The following is a 15497-nucleotide window of genomic DNA, read 5'->3' as shown; positions in this document are numbered from 1 at the left end:
AATCAAAGATGAGCAAAGAATTTGTTGACGTTCTTGTAATCGGGGCTGGACCTTCCGGATGCGTGTCTTCTTCGTACTTAAAGAAGAACAACGTCAACGTAAAAGTGGTCGAAAAGACAAAATTTCCAAGACTGGTAGTCGGTGAAAGCTTAATTCCAAGGGTAATGGATCACTTTGACGAAGCCGGATTATTCCCTGCACTAGACAAAATGGGCTTTGAAAAAAAGCTTGGAGCTCGTTTCCTTCGTGGTGATGAAGTCTGCATTTTTGATTTCAGCAACAAATTCGGAGAAGGCTGGGATTGGACCTGGCAGGTTCCGAGAGCTGATTTTGATAACACTCTTGCTCAGGAAGTCATTAATAAAGGTATCGATCTGGAATTTGAGACAGAAGTTATTGATATTAAATTTGACGGAACAGATTCTATAACAACGGTAAAGAATAAGGATGGAGAGACTAAAGAAATCCATGCTAAGTTCGTTATTGATTCCAGCGGATACGGAAGAGTACTTCCCCGTTTGCTGGACCTTGAAAAGCCTTCAAAATTGTCTCCTCACTCTGCAATTTTCTCTCATGTGAATGATATTAACAGAGAACCGGGTGAAGAGGGTACATTGATTTCTTTTGACATTATTGAAACGGAAGTCTGGCTTTGGGTAATTCCTTTTTCTAATGGAAATACAAGTATAGGTATCGTAGGACCTACTGATTATATTGATCAATTATCTGAAAACGGAGATCCGGCTGAAGCATTAAGAAAGGCTATTTCTCTTTCTGATTATTATGTAAAACGTTTCGGAGATGTAGAGTTCCTTTTTGACCCAAGACATCTTAAAGATTATTCATGCTCAGTGAAAAGTTTATTCGGAGACGGATTTGCTTTAACAGGGAATGCTTCTGAATTCCTTGATCCTGTTTTTTCCTCAGGGATGGCATTTGCTACCGAATCCGGTATGCTTGCAGCAAAACTTGCTTTAAGACAGCTTAATGGCGAAACAATCGATTGGCAGAAAGAGTATACAGATTATATTTTATATGGTGTAGACGTTTTCACCACTTATGTAAAGGAATGGTATACCGGAAATCTTCAGGAGCTATTCTTCCACCAACCGGAAAATCCGGACGTAAAGAAAAAGATATGTGCTGTTTTAGCAGGATATGTTTGGAATAAGGACAATCCTTTTGTGAAAAAGCATGATACAGTGATTAAAAACCTTGCAAACCTGATCAAACTTGAAAAACAGGAACAGCAAAATCAACAATAAACAAAAACGGTCTGAAAATTCAGACCGTTTTTGTTTTATTTTAAAGACTTTTTAATTTCTCTTCCCAGATATCTTCCGGCAGATTCATAAGCTGCGGCAATTCTTCCGTATTCCATTACAAATTCGTCATTCTTTACGAATTTATCGAACTTGTTAAGCTCTACTTCCGCTACAACTTTTGAAGGGTTATCGGTTTCAATCAGTTTTATTTTGCCCGTTATTTCAGCAGTCATTGCCGTAAGCCCTGCATGCCATCCCGGAAAAACCCATGCTGTTTCTACCAACAGTGTGTATTTTGCAGAAGGATCTTTTTTGAATGAAATATTTTTATACGTTTTATTCAATCCTTTTGCGAAATAATCTACATATTCTCTTTTATAGATCTCCCATTGTCCGATCCACTTTGTCCATGCTTCCTCACCTCTTTTAGGGTTTTCCAGAACCTGTTTTTTTCTGTTTTCAAGATATTGAGCTTCCGTAATATTCTCTTTCATAAATAACACGTTCTCAAACTTGACTTCCACATTTACTTCGGTCTGATCTTTTAATGCAATTAAACTACCCGCTGTAATTTTCATTTTGTCCTGTCCGAAAACTGTTGTAAACATTCCGAAAAACAACAGTAATAATAATTTTTTCATTATTTATTGGTTTTTATATTTAAGCGTTTAAAGATATTATAAAAAGTAGAGTTATAATACTCTTATTGAAAATTAATCTTAACGTAGATCTATAAAAGTAATAGGCTTTCTGCTGTTTGGGTTGAAGACCGTTTTAGACAGAATCTCAAAGTCAATAATTTCAATTTTCGGGCTTACTCTCAATTTTGCTCGGAAATGATCTCTTACTTCATTTACAAAGTTTTCGTTTTCAGCTTCAGTACTTAATTTGATGATAATTTCATCCAGTCCGATCTCATTAGCCTGAATCACGATCTGATAACACAGAATATTATTAAAATCGTTCAGAATATCATTCATCGCAGGCGGATACAAAGTTGTTCCTTTATATTTGATCATCTGCTGCTTTCTTCCGATCACAGGTCCTAACCTCATCGTATTTCTTCCACATTGACATGGTTCATAATGAGCTTTTACAATATCACCTGTTTTAAATCTTAATAAAGGAATAGCCTCCACTCCCAAAGTTGTAATAGTAAGTTCTCCGCTTTCTCCTTCTTTCACTACATTCCCCTCATCATCCAAAATTTCCGTAATGATCAATTCCGGGTGATGATGTCCTCCAATCTGAAATTCACATTCTGTAAAGGCTGTACTCATCTCAGTAGATGCATACGTAGAAAAGAGTTTAATGTTCCACTTTTCTTTAATCTTCTGTGAAAGAATATTATCTGTAAAATCTTGATTCTTGATACTTTCTCCAATACATACTGCACCATAAACACTTGAGTTTTTATAATCCAAGCCATGTTTTTCAGCATAATCGATCATCTTTAACAGGAAAGATGGAACTGTGATCAAATATTTCGGTTTATATCTGAAAATAGAATCCCATTGCAATTCAGGAATTCCCGGTCCCATTCTAACAACACTGGCTCCCATTTTTCTTAATCCTAAAAAGTAAGCAAGTCCCGCCATGAAGCGTTTATCAATGGTTGTGATCATCTGTACAACATCTCCTTTTTGGATTCCTGCACAGGCAAATGATATTGCTTCATTATAGGCAAGTCTTTCAAGGTCATTATCAGACAAACCGAAAGTCACAGGATCTCCCAAAGTTCCTGAAGTTGTACTATAATCTACAATCTTATCCTGAGTAATACAGAAAAAATCATGATTGTACTGCTGTAAATCATTCTTTGTGGTTGTAGGAATCTTCTGCAGATCTTCTAAAGTTTGAATTTCCGCAATATTGATATTATTTTCCCTAAACAGTTTTTTGTAAAAAGGTGAATTCTCCTCAAGATAAGCCAAAAGCTTCTGAAGTTTATCTTCCTGAAACCTTTTTATTTCCTGAGTACTTGATTTTTCGATGAACGGATGAAATTCCAATGATTTTAATTTTGAGCAAATTTATTTAATTAAATTAAAAGTTGATTCATAAACCCGCCTTTATCTTTGAAAGGTAAATGTTTGTGTATTGGTATTGCCTGCTGTATTAATCGTAACAACTTTTAAAGTATGCGAGCCGGAACCTTTAGGACATTTTTCATCAAAAGTATAGATAAAATCATCTTTTGCACGAGCAAATCTAAGCCACTTTCCATCCAGTTCTGCACGGAATTCTACAATATCTCCAACTTTTGTATTTCCTTTCAAACGAAGAATACTACTGTTTATAACTGCTCCTTCTTTCCATCCCGGAGAAACTGAAGGTAAGCTATTATCTAATATAAGTTCCACCGTTCCTAACCTGTTGAATTGTCCTTCTGCCTGATCTCCACTCCATTTTGCTTTTATCACATTCATATCACTTCCATAATTGAGTGACATTACGACTTTATCCTTTTCTTCTTTGGTTAATTTCCTATTCGGTTTTATTTTCAAAATATAGTTATCATGAACAGGTATGTAAGGACTGTTTAAAACAATGGCATTGGAAACCGCATTGACATCACCGTCTGATTTCTCATACATATTAAAATTCACCGCATCATACACAGCATTTTTGCTCAAATTGATTTCAGCATTTTCAGTGGTAATTGTTTTTCCTTCATTGGGAAGAACAGTTTTTGCCGTCTGTGAAATTTTCTCTCCAGCTGTATTAAGCTGAACTTTTGCTGTTAAACGACTTGTATTTCCTTTTACATCTTTAAGAATGACTTCAATGGTATGAATATCCTGATCCTGAAGATTAATGATTCCTGACATATTAGCATTACTGTAATTTTGTAGTTTCATTCCTAGTAAGACAGATAAATGCTGGATTGCCGTTTTGTCTCTGATAAATTTGGTGTAGTCTATACAACCATTCAGATAGCGGGTATCATCATAGCTCACTTTATCAATACTAAAGCCATATATTAATTTCCCATCCATCAATAATTCAGCTTTATAAATACCAAGATTGAAACCTTGATTAGCCTTATCCACTGCTTTTATCCCAAAGCTTATCATTGGAGAATTCACTTTTACAACATCTGTTGCATAAGTATTTCCAACTTTTTTAACCGTAATTCCATTAGCTCCGGGTTCATAAGTACTAAACCTGCGATCATACCAATACAATCCACTGATAATGGGAGCAACAGAATCCGGAATAGCAAAACCGAAAAGCAACGGATTAAGACATTCTTCTGTTTTAGTATCTCTTATTTCAAAATGTAAGTGCGGACCAGCAGAACCTCCCGTATTTCCACTCAAAGCAATAAGTTGTCCTTTAGTAACTGGAAACTGTCCCGCTTGAAAAGTAATATCCTGTTCCCATTTTTCGTCTTTGTATTGCTTCTCTTTTACATATTCATCGAGCTTATCGTAATATTTGTTCAAATGGGCATAGACTGTTGTATAGCCATTGGGATGAGTGACGTAAACCGCATTTCCAAAACCATATCTTTCTACTTTTACCCTGCTTACATAACCTTCTGCGGCAGCCAGTACAGATAAATTTTCCTGACTATTCGTCCTCAGATCCAATCCCATATGGAAATGATTGGTTCTTACCGCTCCAAAATTAGCAGCCAACTGCATGGGAATATTCAACGGATTGCGGAAATAGTTTTGTGGATAATTTTGAGCTTGTGCGATGATTGTATGGATGAAACAAATAGCAACCATCAGTTTGGAGAAGATTTTCATACAGCATTTGGGTTTAGTTCTACTTAAATATACGAGATTTCAAGCAATGATCGTGCTATTGTACTTTAATAGATTTTATTTTTCTCACAGATTTTCACAGATAATGATGGAGCAATCTGCGAAATCTGTTTGATCTGCGAGAAGTTATATTTAGGTTTTGGCTAAAGCCAATGAATCGTTATCTATTTTTTAGGCGCGCTAAAGCCCGCTTCTATTGAATTTTATTTTGGTTAAAAAAAGTATTAAAAAACTTACAGGAATTCATCTAAAAGAGTGTAAAATATTTACTCATGCATACTTCATTATTCCCTTTTCATGCTTCTTTTCATTTATATTTCTGAAATTGAACTTTTTAATAGAAATTACCTAAATAAAACATATCTTATAAACCGACAAAATTTAGTAAATTTGCAGACTTAATTAATCAACGAATTGAGATATTTACAATGAGCCAATTTAAAGAATACAAAAACCTCAACCTTATTGACGTAGCAGAGAATGTAGCGGAATTTTGGAAACAAAATAAAACTTTCAATAAGAGTGTTGAGATTCGTCAGGGAAATCCTGAGTTTGTTTTTTATGAAGGTCCGCCTTCAGCAAACGGTATGCCTGGAATTCACCACGTAATGGCAAGAGCATTGAAGGATATTTTCTGCCGTTACCAAACGCAAAACGGGAAACAGGTTTTCCGTAAAGCGGGATGGGATACGCATGGTCTTCCTGTGGAACTGGGTGTAGAGAAAGAATTAGGAATTACAAAAGAAGATATTGGTAAAAAGATCTCTATTGAAGATTATAATAAAGCTTGTCGTGAAGCTGTAATGCGTTATACCGATGTATGGAATAACCTTACAGAGAAAATCGGATACTGGGTAGACCTTGATGATCCGTACATTACGTACAAGTCAAAATATATGGAAACTGTTTGGTGGTTGTTGAAGCAATTATATGACAAAAGCTTGTTGTATAAAGGATATACGATCCAGCCTTACTCTCCAAAAGCAGGAACAGGACTTTCTTCACACGAATTGAACCAGCCTGGAACGTATCGTGATGTTTCAGATACAACGGTTGTCGCTCAGTTTAAAGTTAAAAAAGATTCATCTGCTTTATTCAACGATGTTGACGGAGATGTACATATCCTTGCATGGACGACGACTCCTTGGACGTTGCCTTCCAACACAGCCCTTACAGTCGGTAGAGATATTGAATATGTTGTTGTTAAAACATTCAATCAGTATACATTTGAGCCGGTAACGGTTGTATTATCCAGCGTTCTTTTACCTAAAGTGTTCGGTAAGAAATATGCTGAAGGTACAGATGAGGATTTTGCCAACTATACTCCGGAAACGAAAGTAATTCCTTTCAGAATTTTAAAAGAATTTACAGGAGAGAAACTTGTTGATACAAGATATGAGCAATTAGTTCCTTGGTTTACGCCAAACGACAATCCTGAGAATGCTTTCAGAGTAATCTTGGGTGATTTCGTTACAACAGAAGATGGTACAGGTATCGTACACACGGCTCCTACTTTTGGTGCTGATGATGCGAGAGTAGCTAAAATGGCTCAGCCTGAGATCCCACCAATGTTGGTAAAGGATGAAAACGACAACCTTGTTCCATTGGTAGATTTACAGGGTAAATTTATCCAGGGCGAGAATGTTCCTGAAGTATTCTCAGGGAAATATATCAAAAACGAATATTACGATGAAGGAACTGCGCCTGAGAAATCTTGGGACGTAGAGCTTGCGATCTTATTAAAAACAGAAAATAAGGCATTCAAAGTAGAGAAATATGTTCACTCATATCCACACTGCTGGAGAACTGACAAACCTGTATTATACTATCCATTGGATTCATGGTTTGTGAAGATGACTGCTGTAAAAGACAGATTGGTTAACCTGAACAAAGAAATCAACTGGAAACCTAAAGCTACCGGAGAAGGACGTTTTGCCAACTGGTTGGAAAATGTAAACGACTGGAACTTATCCCGTTCAAGATACTGGGGTATTCCGTTGCCAATCTGGAGAACAGATGACCTGAAAGAAGAAAAGATCATCGGTTCTGTAGAAGAGCTTTACAACGAAATCGAAAAATCAATTGCAGCAGGTTTCATGACTGAAAACCCGTTCAAAGGTTTCATCATCGGAAATATGTCTGAATCGAACTACGAGCTTGTGGACCTTCACAAGAATGTGGTAGACAAAGTAGTTTTAGTTTCTGATTCAGGAAAAGCAATGAAACGTGAAAGCGACTTGATCGACGTTTGGTTCGATTCAGGTTCTATGCCATATGCTCAATTACACTATCCTTTCGAAAATAAGGAAATGATAGACAACAATAAGGCATTCCCTGCTGATTTCATTGCAGAAGGTGTTGACCAGACTCGTGGATGGTTCTATACACTTCACGCAATCGGAACTGCTGTTTTTGACTCTGTTGCTTATAAAAATGTAATGAGTAACGGTCTTGTTTTGGATAAAAACGGGCAAAAAATGTCAAAACGTTTAGGAAATGCAGTAGATCCATTCGAAACTCTTTCTGTTTACGGACCGGATGCTACTCGCTGGTATATGATTTCCAATGCAAATCCTTGGGAAAACCTGAAGTTTGATATCGAAGGAATTGATGAAGTAAGAAGAAAATTCTTCGGAACGCTTTATAACACGTATTCATTCTTCTCATTGTATGCTAATGTTGACGGATTCAATTATTCAGAAAAAGAAGTGGAAAACCGTCCTGAAATCGACAGATGGATCCTTTCTGAACTGAATTTATTGATCAAGGAAGTAAAAGCTTTCTACGAAGACTACGAACCAACAAGAGTAGCTAGAGCAATCAGCACATTTGTGAATGATAACTTAAGTAACTGGTACGTAAGATTGTGTAGAAGACGTTTCTGGAAAGGAGATTATTCTGATGATAAGATCTCTGCTTACCAGACACTTTATACTTGTCTTGAGGTGGTAGCAAAATTATCTGCTCCTATTGCTCCGTTCTTCATGGATCAGTTGTATCAGGATTTAAATAAAGTAACGGGAAAAGAAAACTGTGAATCTGTACACCTTACAGACTTCCCTGTTGTTGATGAAAGTTTAATTGATCAGGATCTGGTTGAAAAAACACATTTAGCACAGAACATCACAAGTATGGTTTTCTCTTTGAGAAAGAAAGAAAACGTAAAAGTTCGTCAGCCGTTACAAAAAGTATTGATTCCTGTTTTGGATAAAAAGACAGAAGAACAGATTTTAGCAGTAGCTGATCTTATCAAGCAGGAAGTAAACGTGAAAGAACTACAGTTAATCAACGCTGAAGAAGCGGCTCATTTAATTGTAAAACAAATAAAACCAAACTTCAAAGCTCTTGGACCTAAATTAGGAAAAGACATGAAGGTGGTGGGTGCCGAGATTGCCAATCTTACCACAGAACAGATTGCCGGTCTTGAAAAAGAAGGAAAACTTGATGTTCAGGGATATGAGATCACTCTTGATGATGTGGAAATCTCAACAAAAGATATCCCGGGATGGACAGTGACTTCTGACGGTAAAACTACTGTGGCATTAGATTTGACGTTAACCGATGAGTTAAAATCTGAAGGTATTGCCAGAGAATTCATTAACAGAATTCAGAACTTGCGAAAAGAGAAAGATTTCGAACTGACAGACAGAATTAATATCTCCATTGAAGAGAATTCACCATTCCTTGAAGATATTAAGAAAAATGAGGAATATATTTCTTCTGAGGTCTTGTCAAATAAAATAGAAATTGTATCTTCACTTTCAAATTTTAACGAAATCGAAATAGATGAAGTTAATTTTAAGATAAATGTCGAAAAAAATTAACATGTAGTTATTGTATTTCAAATTCCATTTCATAATTTTATTAAAAAAGAGAAAGAATATGTCAGACGAAAGAGTTAGATACAGCGATGCTGATTTACAGGAATTTAGAGCGATCATAAAAGAAAAAATAGAAAAGGCGGAGAAAGATCTTCAGCTGATCAGAGAAAGTTTCATCAATGACCAGAATAATGGAACAGATGACACTTCACCTACTTTCAAAGCATTTGAAGAAGGTGCAGAAACTTTGAGCAAAGAGCAGAACTCTATTCTTGCAGGAAGACAGGAAAAATTCGTACGTGATCTGAAGAATGCTTTAATCAGAATCGAAAACAAGACTTACGGTGTTTGTAGAGTAACAGGAAAACTTATTCCTAAGGAAAGACTTTTAGCCGTTCCTCATGCTACCTTGAGCATCGAAGCGAAAAACATGCAAAAATAACCGTAAGGTTTGTAAAATAATATTGGGTTTATATTGTATTCACGGATACTTTATAAACCTAATTTTTAATGTATACCTATGAGCGAAGTACTCATTTTAATTGTCATCGTTGCAGCAGTTTTATTGTTTTTCAACAGGGGGTGGATCAAAAACAGATTTTTCCCGAAGAAACATACCAACTACACCATCGATGATCAGTTTAATTCTGATAAACGTGATAGGGAAAAGGAAATCGACAGACTTTTGAGTAAGATGGGCAAAAACGGAATCAATGACCTGTCTTCAAAAGATAGAAAAAGGCTTGACGAATTGTCCAAAATGTAAAAATTAAATATAAGAAATGGAATCTATCATAGTACATCCTAAAAACTCTATGGAGCTGAGCGCACTGAAAAGTGTTTTGAAAGAAATGAACATTAAATTTGAGAAGGCTCATGTTAAAAGTTCATATAACGGACAGAAAGTAGTAAAGAAAGCAAGCGATAATAAAAATGTAAAACCTGCCGCAAAACCTTCAAAACCTAAAGGACAGTAATGAAAAAGATATTAGCTATCACATTTTTGGTATTGTTAATAGACCAGGCTTCAAAAATTTACATTAAAACTCATTTCGAACTGAATGAGAGCATTCCTGTCATAGATGGATTTTTTAATAAAACTTTCGTTGAAAACCCAGGAATGGCTTATGGTTTCCATTTTGGAGGAATTATCGGGAAATACTTCCTTGTGATCTTAAGAATCTTCCTAATTGGAGGAATGGTTTATATGTTCAAAAAATGGCTGAAAGAGGGTGCTTCCAACTACCTTTTGATTCCAATGGCAATTATCTTTGCCGGAGCTATCGGAAACCTTATTGATGGGATGTTCTACGGAATGATCTTCGACAGCGGAACGGTTTATGATCCTAGCACTGACCGATGGATTGGTTATGGAGGAGTTTCAAAATTTGTTCCTTTTGGACAAGGCTATTCTACTTTTATGAAAGGTTGTGTAGTAGACATGCTTCACTTCCCTGTTGTAGACTGGTACGTTCCCGATAGCTGGCCTGTAATAGGCGGAAAGCATATTGAATTCTTTAAATATATTTTCAATGTTGCCGATTCAGCAATTACTGTAGGAGCCGCTTTCCTTTTAATATTCCGAAAGAAAGCTTTTCCAAACGGACTTGAATTCTAAAAGATCTATTTTTCAGATGAAAAAAATAATCAAAAATATTTTTAAAATTTTCCTGCTTCTTTTGGTGGCAGGAATTATTTTTATTGCCTGGGCTAATTACAGCATTAAAAAGGAAAGTTCAGAATTTGTTTCTTATAACGTAGCAGACGTACCTGAAACGAAGGTTGCATTATTATTAGGAACCGGTAAAAATCTTAATAACGGAATGCCCAATGCTTATTTCTACAACAGAATTAAAGCAGCTAGTGATCTTTATAAAAGCGGAAAAATACAATATATCATCGTAAGTGGTGATAATAGTACCAAAGACTATAATGAACCGGAAGACATGCAAATGGAATTGACTAAGCAGGGAATTCCTCAGGACAAAATCATTCTGGATCACGCCGGGTTTCGTACATTGGATTCTGTGGTAAGAGCAAAAGATATCTTTGGGCAGACTAAACTGGTGATCATCTCACAGAAATTTCACAATGAACGGGCTGTTTTTCTAGCTAAAGAAAATGGAATGGAAGCTTTTGGCTACAATGCAGAAGATGTAAATAAATATGCAGGATTAAAGACTAATTTACGTGAATATCTTGCGAAAGCTAAGGCATATTGGGATTTGCTTTTTGGGGTAGAGCCTAAATTTGGTGGTGAAAAGATTATTATTCCTTAATCTTTTAAAACACAGATTGGCACAGATAACTATCGATAAAAAACTGCGAAATCTGGTGAATCTGCGAGAGGTTATATTTAGGTTTGGCTAAAGCCAATGGAATTGTTTTTTATGCTAAGGCGGGGGCTAAAGTCCACCTCTATTGATACAGTTGAGCATACATTGAAATTTAAGATATAATCTTTTGATCTTTTCATTCATTATTCCCTTCAAACCTCGTAAATTTGCAATTCATTAATTTTTAAATATAAATTTTAAACAAATGTCAAGAATTCTTACCGGCATTCAAGCCACCGGAACACCCCATCTTGGAAATTTATTAGGGGCAATTATTCCTGCAATCGAATTATCTAAGCAGGAAGGAAATGAATCATTTTTATTTATTGCGAATCTTCATACGCTTACACAGATTAAAGATGCGCAGATTTTAAGACAGAATACCTACGAGATTGCTGCGGCTTGGCTTGCTTGTGGATTGGATACCGAAAAAACATTTTTCTACAGACAAAGTGATATCGCTGAAACCTGTGAACTATCTTGGCATTTATCATGTTTTTTTCCTTATCAAAGATTAACATTAGCGCATTCATTTAAGGATAAGGCTGACAGACTTCAGGATGTGAATGCAGGTCTGTTTACATACCCTATTTTGATGGCAGCAGATATTTTACTGTACGATGCAGAAATAGTTCCTGTTGGAAAAGATCAGCTTCAGCATTTAGAAATAGCAAGAGACGTAGCTTCAAGGTTTAATAACCAGATGGGTGAAGTTTTTGTATTGCCACAATCTGAACTTCAGGAAGACACAAAATATGTTCCGGGAACAGATGGGCAGAAGATGTCTAAATCAAGAGGAAATATCATCAACATCTTCTTACCTGAAAAGGAATTAAAGAAACAAGTAATGAGCATTGAATCTGATTCGAAGTCTTTAGAAGAGCCTAAAGACCCTGCAACAGATAAAACATTCCAGATTTATGAACTGATTGCTACTCCTGAACAGACTGAAGAATTAAGAGCTAAATATTTGGCTGGTAACTTCGGGTATGGTCATGCTAAAAAGGAACTTTTAGATCTTATTTTAGTTCGTTTTGAGAAGGAAAGAGAAGTGTTCAATTATTATATGAGCAATCTTGATGAGCTGGAGGCTAAACTTCAGGAAGGTGCAGCGAAAACAAGACCTGTTGCTTTGGAAACACTGAAAAGAGTAAGAACAAGCTTAGGATATTAATTCTAAACTTTATCTATAAGAAATCGGCTGTCTCAGAATTGAGACAGCCGATTATTTTTTATGATATTTTATTTTTAGTAAGGATGAAATAATGCATTTGATCTTCAAACTCATAAGTAATATCCCAACCCGGATATTGTTTGATGATCGTTTTAATAATGGATAATCCTAAACCTGTAGAAGTCTGATCAGAACCCTGTTTATAAAAGCGGTTGAAAATTCTGGTTTTATCCAACGGAACCTGTATTCCACTATTTTGAAATATGATTCTGTTGTTCTCAATAAAAATATTTAACGTTCCTTCTTCATTATTGTATTTAACAGCATTTTTAAGAAGATTAGATAATAAAATATCGGCAAGATCCTGATTAAACTCTGCTTTAAATGTTCCTTTCTCAATAATGTTAACTTCTACATTTTTAAAAGCTATAAAATCCTCATAATTCTGTACAAGTTTATTCACCATAGCATTAAAATCAACCTCTGAGATTGCATTAAACTGACTGTTTTCAATCTTTGAAAGCATTAATAATGATTTATTCAACCCCACCATTCTTCTCAAGTCATTTTTAACCTCAGTAAGAAAGTTCAGGTTCTTTTTATCAAGGTTTTCATTTTGAATCAGAAGATCTATCTTATTAATAACAATTGCCAAAGGCGTCTGAAGCTCATGAGAAGCATTCTCAATAAACTGTTTCTGCTGATAGAAAACCAGTTCATTACGGTCAATCATTTCATTGATTTCTACATTCAGCTCTTCAAATTCTTTAATGGTATAATTCTGATCATCCTGTGAAAAAGGAATACCGAATTGATATTTTTTCAGTTTATCCAGAATCTGATAGAAAGGACGCATTGCTTTATTAAGAAGATATCCGTTTACAGCAACAATGCTGATTACCAGCAGAAGATAAAGAACGATTAAAGCAGTGGTAAGATCATAAATCAACTCATCTTCTTCTACCGTTGAGGTTCTTATGACAAGCCTTTGATTCTTTTTAAACTGATCAATAAAATCTGCTTCGAGAACACGATACGGCTGATCTTTATCGTCATACTCCATATAATACATCTTATTATACAGTCTGCTTTTGTTTTGATATTCTCCGGCAGTGATAGGGTTGATCTTAAACTCATTGAATCCGAATTCGTTGTTATTCAATAACTCCGGATTAAGATAAACAGCCTTTATAATCTGTATTTTTCTGTCTTTAAGTCCATCATCCACATTATCATGCACTTCATCAAGAATATAGGCATAGAAAAGCCCCGCCCATACTGCTATAATCAGCAGAAGGATCATAATGAGGTACTTTATGGTGTAATATTTTAATGAAACTTTCATCAAACGAATTTATATCCTATTCCGTAAACTGCCTGAAAATCAGCCTCAGCATTGAGTGCCTTCAGTTTTTTACGAAGATTTTTGATTTGTGAATAGATAAAATCAAGGCTGTCTGCCTGATCTATGTAGTCGCCCCAGATAGCTTCTGCGAGCGTGGTTTTCTGCAATGTTTTTTCCGGGTGAATGACGAAGTAATATAAAAGATCGTATTCTTTTCGGTTAAGAACCAATTCTTCATTTCCAATTTTCACATTCCTGCTTTCAGGATCAATGCTAATATTTTTATACCTGATAATATTCTCTCCATCCTGATTTTTTCTTCTGATCACAGACCTTATTCTTGCCATCAGTTCCGCAAGGTGAAAAGGTTTTGCAAGATAGTCATCAGCTCCTATTTCAAGCCCTGTTACCTTATCATCCACAGAATCTTTTGCAGACAGAATGATAACGGGATCTTTTTTATGCATTTTTTTAATTTCTCTCAACAGATCAATCCCATTTCCGTCGGGAAGCATAATATCCAGCAAAATGCAGTCATATTCGTAAGAAATAATTTTTTCAAGTCCGGAACTATAGTTTTCGGCATATTCTACAATAAAATGATCTGCTTCCAGAAACTTCTGTACAGTATCCCTTAAGTCCGGTTCATCTTCTACTATTAAAATCTTCATATGCAGCTTGGATAACTTATATCAAATATATAAAATTATAGAGGAATAATCAGGAGAAAGCCAGGAGACAGAATTCAAGACCAATTGATAAATAGTTTAAGCAATCAATGTCAGAATAAGAACCAACTGATATAATACACAAAGAATATCAATAATGCATACATAACTTCTATCTCCTTCTCCCAAACTTTCTTTCATAGGTTATTAATTAGTCTTTACATAGTGTCCATCTGCATCGAAAATCAGACAAAGACCATTCATCAGATGAATTTTGTAAGCATTATACTTTTTCTCGATAGAACTTACCACACTACACGGGTGATGCTTTGTCATAAAAGACACAATACTCTTTCTAATCTTACTGGAAGACAATTTTCTTCCAGTACTGTTTATTAAACTCCAGTTAACCATAATACTAAAATTTTATTGTTATTCTTTATTACTATTAATCGTCAATTCTTTTAAAATTTCCGTTTCTGTCAAATTCCAGTTCCAATCCGTTGGAAAGTTCAGCTTTATAAGACCATCTCTTTCTTTCTATTTTCACAATGTATGTATTCGGAAAGTTTCTACCAGTATAATTTTTGATTGATACCGGAATAAAACCATAAGGAACTTTCTGATGTTTTCCGTCCACTTCTTTCCAGTTTCCGCTGCTGTCGAATTCCGCTTTCATTCCATTATTCAGATATACTTTGTATTCATCAACACCGTAGATCTCTCTATCTTCAATCGCAGATGACACCGGTATTCCTTTAAAATGACCTGAAAGAAATGCTTTAGCTGTTTTAGGTAATTGATTTGGATTTATAGCTCTATCCTGTGCAGAAACCAAACCGCTAATCATTAAGAACATTACAATAAATACACTTGTGATTTTCTTTACATTTTTCATAAGATTAAGTTTTTCTGTTATGATTATAGTGCAAAGTTCCAAATCAATTTAGGAAAGAATTGGGAATAACTTAAAACGTAAAAAATCAAATGGGTGAAATGAAGTAAATAATGAATAAAAAAACCATTAAGGAAAAGATAAGTTATTAAAAGAATTAAATAAGATTGCTTTGCCTTTAGCTTACAATGACAGTGAGTTTTAATCCTTTTAATAG

At 35.2% G+C, this 15497-nt stretch carries 15 protein-coding genes; 8 read left to right on the top strand and 7 right to left on the bottom strand.

Features of this window, described 5'->3' with window-relative positions; genetic code table 11:
- Window positions 1–8: 8 nt before the first annotated feature.
- Window positions 9–1265 (top strand): NAD(P)/FAD-dependent oxidoreductase, encoded by a 1257-nt coding sequence (locus BBI01_RS20275; RefSeq protein WP_065396460.1) that lies wholly within the window; start codon window positions 9–11, stop codon window positions 1263–1265.
- Between the two features lie 35 nt (window positions 1266–1300).
- On the opposite strand, the gene BBI01_RS20270 is transcribed toward BBI01_RS20275, so the two are convergent.
- From BBI01_RS20270 to BBI01_RS23175, 3 genes are all read right to left on the bottom strand, one after another.
- Window positions 1301–1906 carry a hypothetical protein gene (locus tag BBI01_RS20270; protein WP_065396459.1) on the bottom strand — a complete coding sequence of 202 codons (606 nt, stop codon included), beginning with the start codon at window positions 1904–1906 and terminating at the stop codon, window positions 1301–1303.
- 78 nt (window positions 1907–1984) lie between these two features.
- On the bottom strand, window positions 1985–3277 hold the full coding sequence (gene flxY, locus BBI01_RS20265; protein ID WP_065396458.1) for a flexirubin biosynthesis putative acyl-CoA ligase FlxY: 1293 nt from the start codon (window positions 3275–3277) through the stop codon (window positions 1985–1987).
- Window positions 3278–3337: 60 nt separating this feature from the next.
- Complete coding sequence (locus tag BBI01_RS23175) at window positions 3338–5023, bottom strand: M23 family metallopeptidase (RefSeq protein WP_065396457.1); 1686 nt, start codon at window positions 5021–5023, stop codon at window positions 3338–3340.
- Between the two features lie 446 nt (window positions 5024–5469).
- Between BBI01_RS23175 and ileS the strand changes: the two genes are divergently transcribed.
- The 7 genes from ileS to trpS all read left to right on the top strand — a co-directional run bounded on the left by ileS (window position 5470) and on the right by trpS (window position 12372).
- Window positions 5470–8865 carry an isoleucine--tRNA ligase gene (gene ileS / locus BBI01_RS20255; RefSeq protein ID WP_065396456.1) on the top strand — a complete coding sequence of 1132 codons (3396 nt, stop codon included), beginning with the start codon at window positions 5470–5472 and terminating at the stop codon, window positions 8863–8865.
- A 58-nt stretch (window positions 8866–8923) separates the two neighbouring features.
- Complete coding sequence (locus BBI01_RS20250) at window positions 8924–9304, top strand: TraR/DksA family transcriptional regulator (protein WP_045501318.1); 381 nt, start codon at window positions 8924–8926, stop codon at window positions 9302–9304.
- Between the two features lie 78 nt (window positions 9305–9382).
- Window positions 9383–9628: a DUF6576 domain-containing protein gene (locus BBI01_RS20245; protein WP_065396455.1), complete on the top strand. Its 246-nt coding sequence runs from the start codon at window positions 9383–9385 to the stop codon at window positions 9626–9628.
- A gap of 16 nt (window positions 9629–9644) precedes the next feature.
- Entirely contained in the window at window positions 9645–9839 is a 195-nt protein-coding gene (locus BBI01_RS20240; protein ID WP_065396454.1) for a DUF2683 family protein, read from the top strand.
- Entirely contained in the window at window positions 9839–10480 is a 642-nt protein-coding gene (locus BBI01_RS20235) for a lipoprotein signal peptidase (RefSeq protein WP_065396453.1), read from the top strand. Before BBI01_RS20240 ends, BBI01_RS20235 begins: the two co-directional genes overlap by 1 nt.
- Before the next feature lie 16 nt (window positions 10481–10496).
- Window positions 10497–11141 (top strand): SanA/YdcF family protein, encoded by a 645-nt coding sequence (locus BBI01_RS20230; protein ID WP_065396518.1) that lies wholly within the window; start codon window positions 10497–10499, stop codon window positions 11139–11141.
- A gap of 262 nt (window positions 11142–11403) precedes the next feature.
- Complete coding sequence (gene trpS / locus BBI01_RS20225) at window positions 11404–12372, top strand: tryptophan--tRNA ligase (RefSeq protein ID WP_065396452.1); 969 nt, start codon at window positions 11404–11406, stop codon at window positions 12370–12372.
- 58 nt (window positions 12373–12430) lie between these two features.
- Here the strand turns inward: trpS and BBI01_RS20220 are convergent, their stop codons facing one another.
- The 4 genes from BBI01_RS20220 to BBI01_RS20210 form a co-directional block, all read right to left on the bottom strand.
- Window positions 12431–13717, bottom strand: coding sequence for a sensor histidine kinase (locus tag BBI01_RS20220; protein ID WP_065396451.1), 1287 nt, complete (start codon window positions 13715–13717; stop codon window positions 12431–12433).
- Window positions 13717–14388, bottom strand: a complete 672-nt coding sequence (locus BBI01_RS20215; RefSeq protein WP_065396450.1) for a response regulator transcription factor — start codon at window positions 14386–14388, stop codon at window positions 13717–13719. Before BBI01_RS20215 ends, BBI01_RS20220 begins: the two co-directional genes overlap by 1 nt.
- 204 nt (window positions 14389–14592) lie before the next feature.
- Complete coding sequence (locus BBI01_RS22595; protein ID WP_123862191.1) at window positions 14593–14799, bottom strand: PepSY-like domain-containing protein; 207 nt, start codon at window positions 14797–14799, stop codon at window positions 14593–14595.
- A gap of 34 nt (window positions 14800–14833) precedes the next feature.
- Complete coding sequence (locus BBI01_RS20210; RefSeq protein ID WP_065396449.1) at window positions 14834–15283, bottom strand: PepSY-like domain-containing protein; 450 nt, start codon at window positions 15281–15283, stop codon at window positions 14834–14836.
- Window positions 15284–15497: the final 214 nt, after the last annotated feature.

The sequence above is a fragment of the Chryseobacterium artocarpi genome (assembly GCF_001684975.1).
Classification (GTDB): Bacteria; Bacteroidota; Bacteroidia; order Flavobacteriales; family Weeksellaceae; genus Chryseobacterium; species Chryseobacterium artocarpi.
This window is presented reverse-complemented; position numbering and strand designations above follow the sequence as displayed.

What these genes read in the sequence shown, in the direction of transcription:
- BBI01_RS20210 (WP_065396449.1), bottom strand. Translation starts at nt 15,283, where the DNA reads ATGAAAAATGTAAAGAAAATCACAAGTGTATTTATTGTAATGTTCTTA.
- BBI01_RS20250 (WP_045501318.1), top strand. Translation starts at nt 8,924, where the DNA reads ATGTCAGACGAAAGAGTTAGATACAGCGATGCTGATTTACAGGAATTT.
- BBI01_RS20220 (WP_065396451.1), bottom strand. Translation starts at nt 13,717, where the DNA reads ATGAAAGTTTCATTAAAATATTACACCATAAAGTACCTCATTATGATC.
- trpS (WP_065396452.1), top strand. Translation starts at nt 11,404, where the DNA reads ATGTCAAGAATTCTTACCGGCATTCAAGCCACCGGAACACCCCATCTT.
- BBI01_RS20270 (WP_065396459.1), bottom strand. Translation starts at nt 1,906, where the DNA reads ATGAAAAAATTATTATTACTGTTGTTTTTCGGAATGTTTACAACAGTT.
- ileS (WP_065396456.1), top strand. Translation starts at nt 5,470, where the DNA reads ATGAGCCAATTTAAAGAATACAAAAACCTCAACCTTATTGACGTAGCA.
- BBI01_RS20245 (WP_065396455.1), top strand. Translation starts at nt 9,383, where the DNA reads ATGAGCGAAGTACTCATTTTAATTGTCATCGTTGCAGCAGTTTTATTG.
- BBI01_RS20240 (WP_065396454.1), top strand. Translation starts at nt 9,645, where the DNA reads ATGGAATCTATCATAGTACATCCTAAAAACTCTATGGAGCTGAGCGCA.
- BBI01_RS23175 (WP_065396457.1), bottom strand. Translation starts at nt 5,023, where the DNA reads ATGAAAATCTTCTCCAAACTGATGGTTGCTATTTGTTTCATCCATACA.
- BBI01_RS20275 (WP_065396460.1), top strand. Translation starts at nt 9, where the DNA reads ATGAGCAAAGAATTTGTTGACGTTCTTGTAATCGGGGCTGGACCTTCC.
- BBI01_RS20230 (WP_065396518.1), top strand. Translation starts at nt 10,497, where the DNA reads ATGAAAAAAATAATCAAAAATATTTTTAAAATTTTCCTGCTTCTTTTG.
- BBI01_RS20215 (WP_065396450.1), bottom strand. Translation starts at nt 14,388, where the DNA reads ATGAAGATTTTAATAGTAGAAGATGAACCGGACTTAAGGGATACTGTA.
- BBI01_RS22595 (WP_123862191.1), bottom strand. Translation starts at nt 14,799, where the DNA reads ATGGTTAACTGGAGTTTAATAAACAGTACTGGAAGAAAATTGTCTTCC.
- BBI01_RS20235 (WP_065396453.1), top strand. Translation starts at nt 9,839, where the DNA reads ATGAAAAAGATATTAGCTATCACATTTTTGGTATTGTTAATAGACCAG.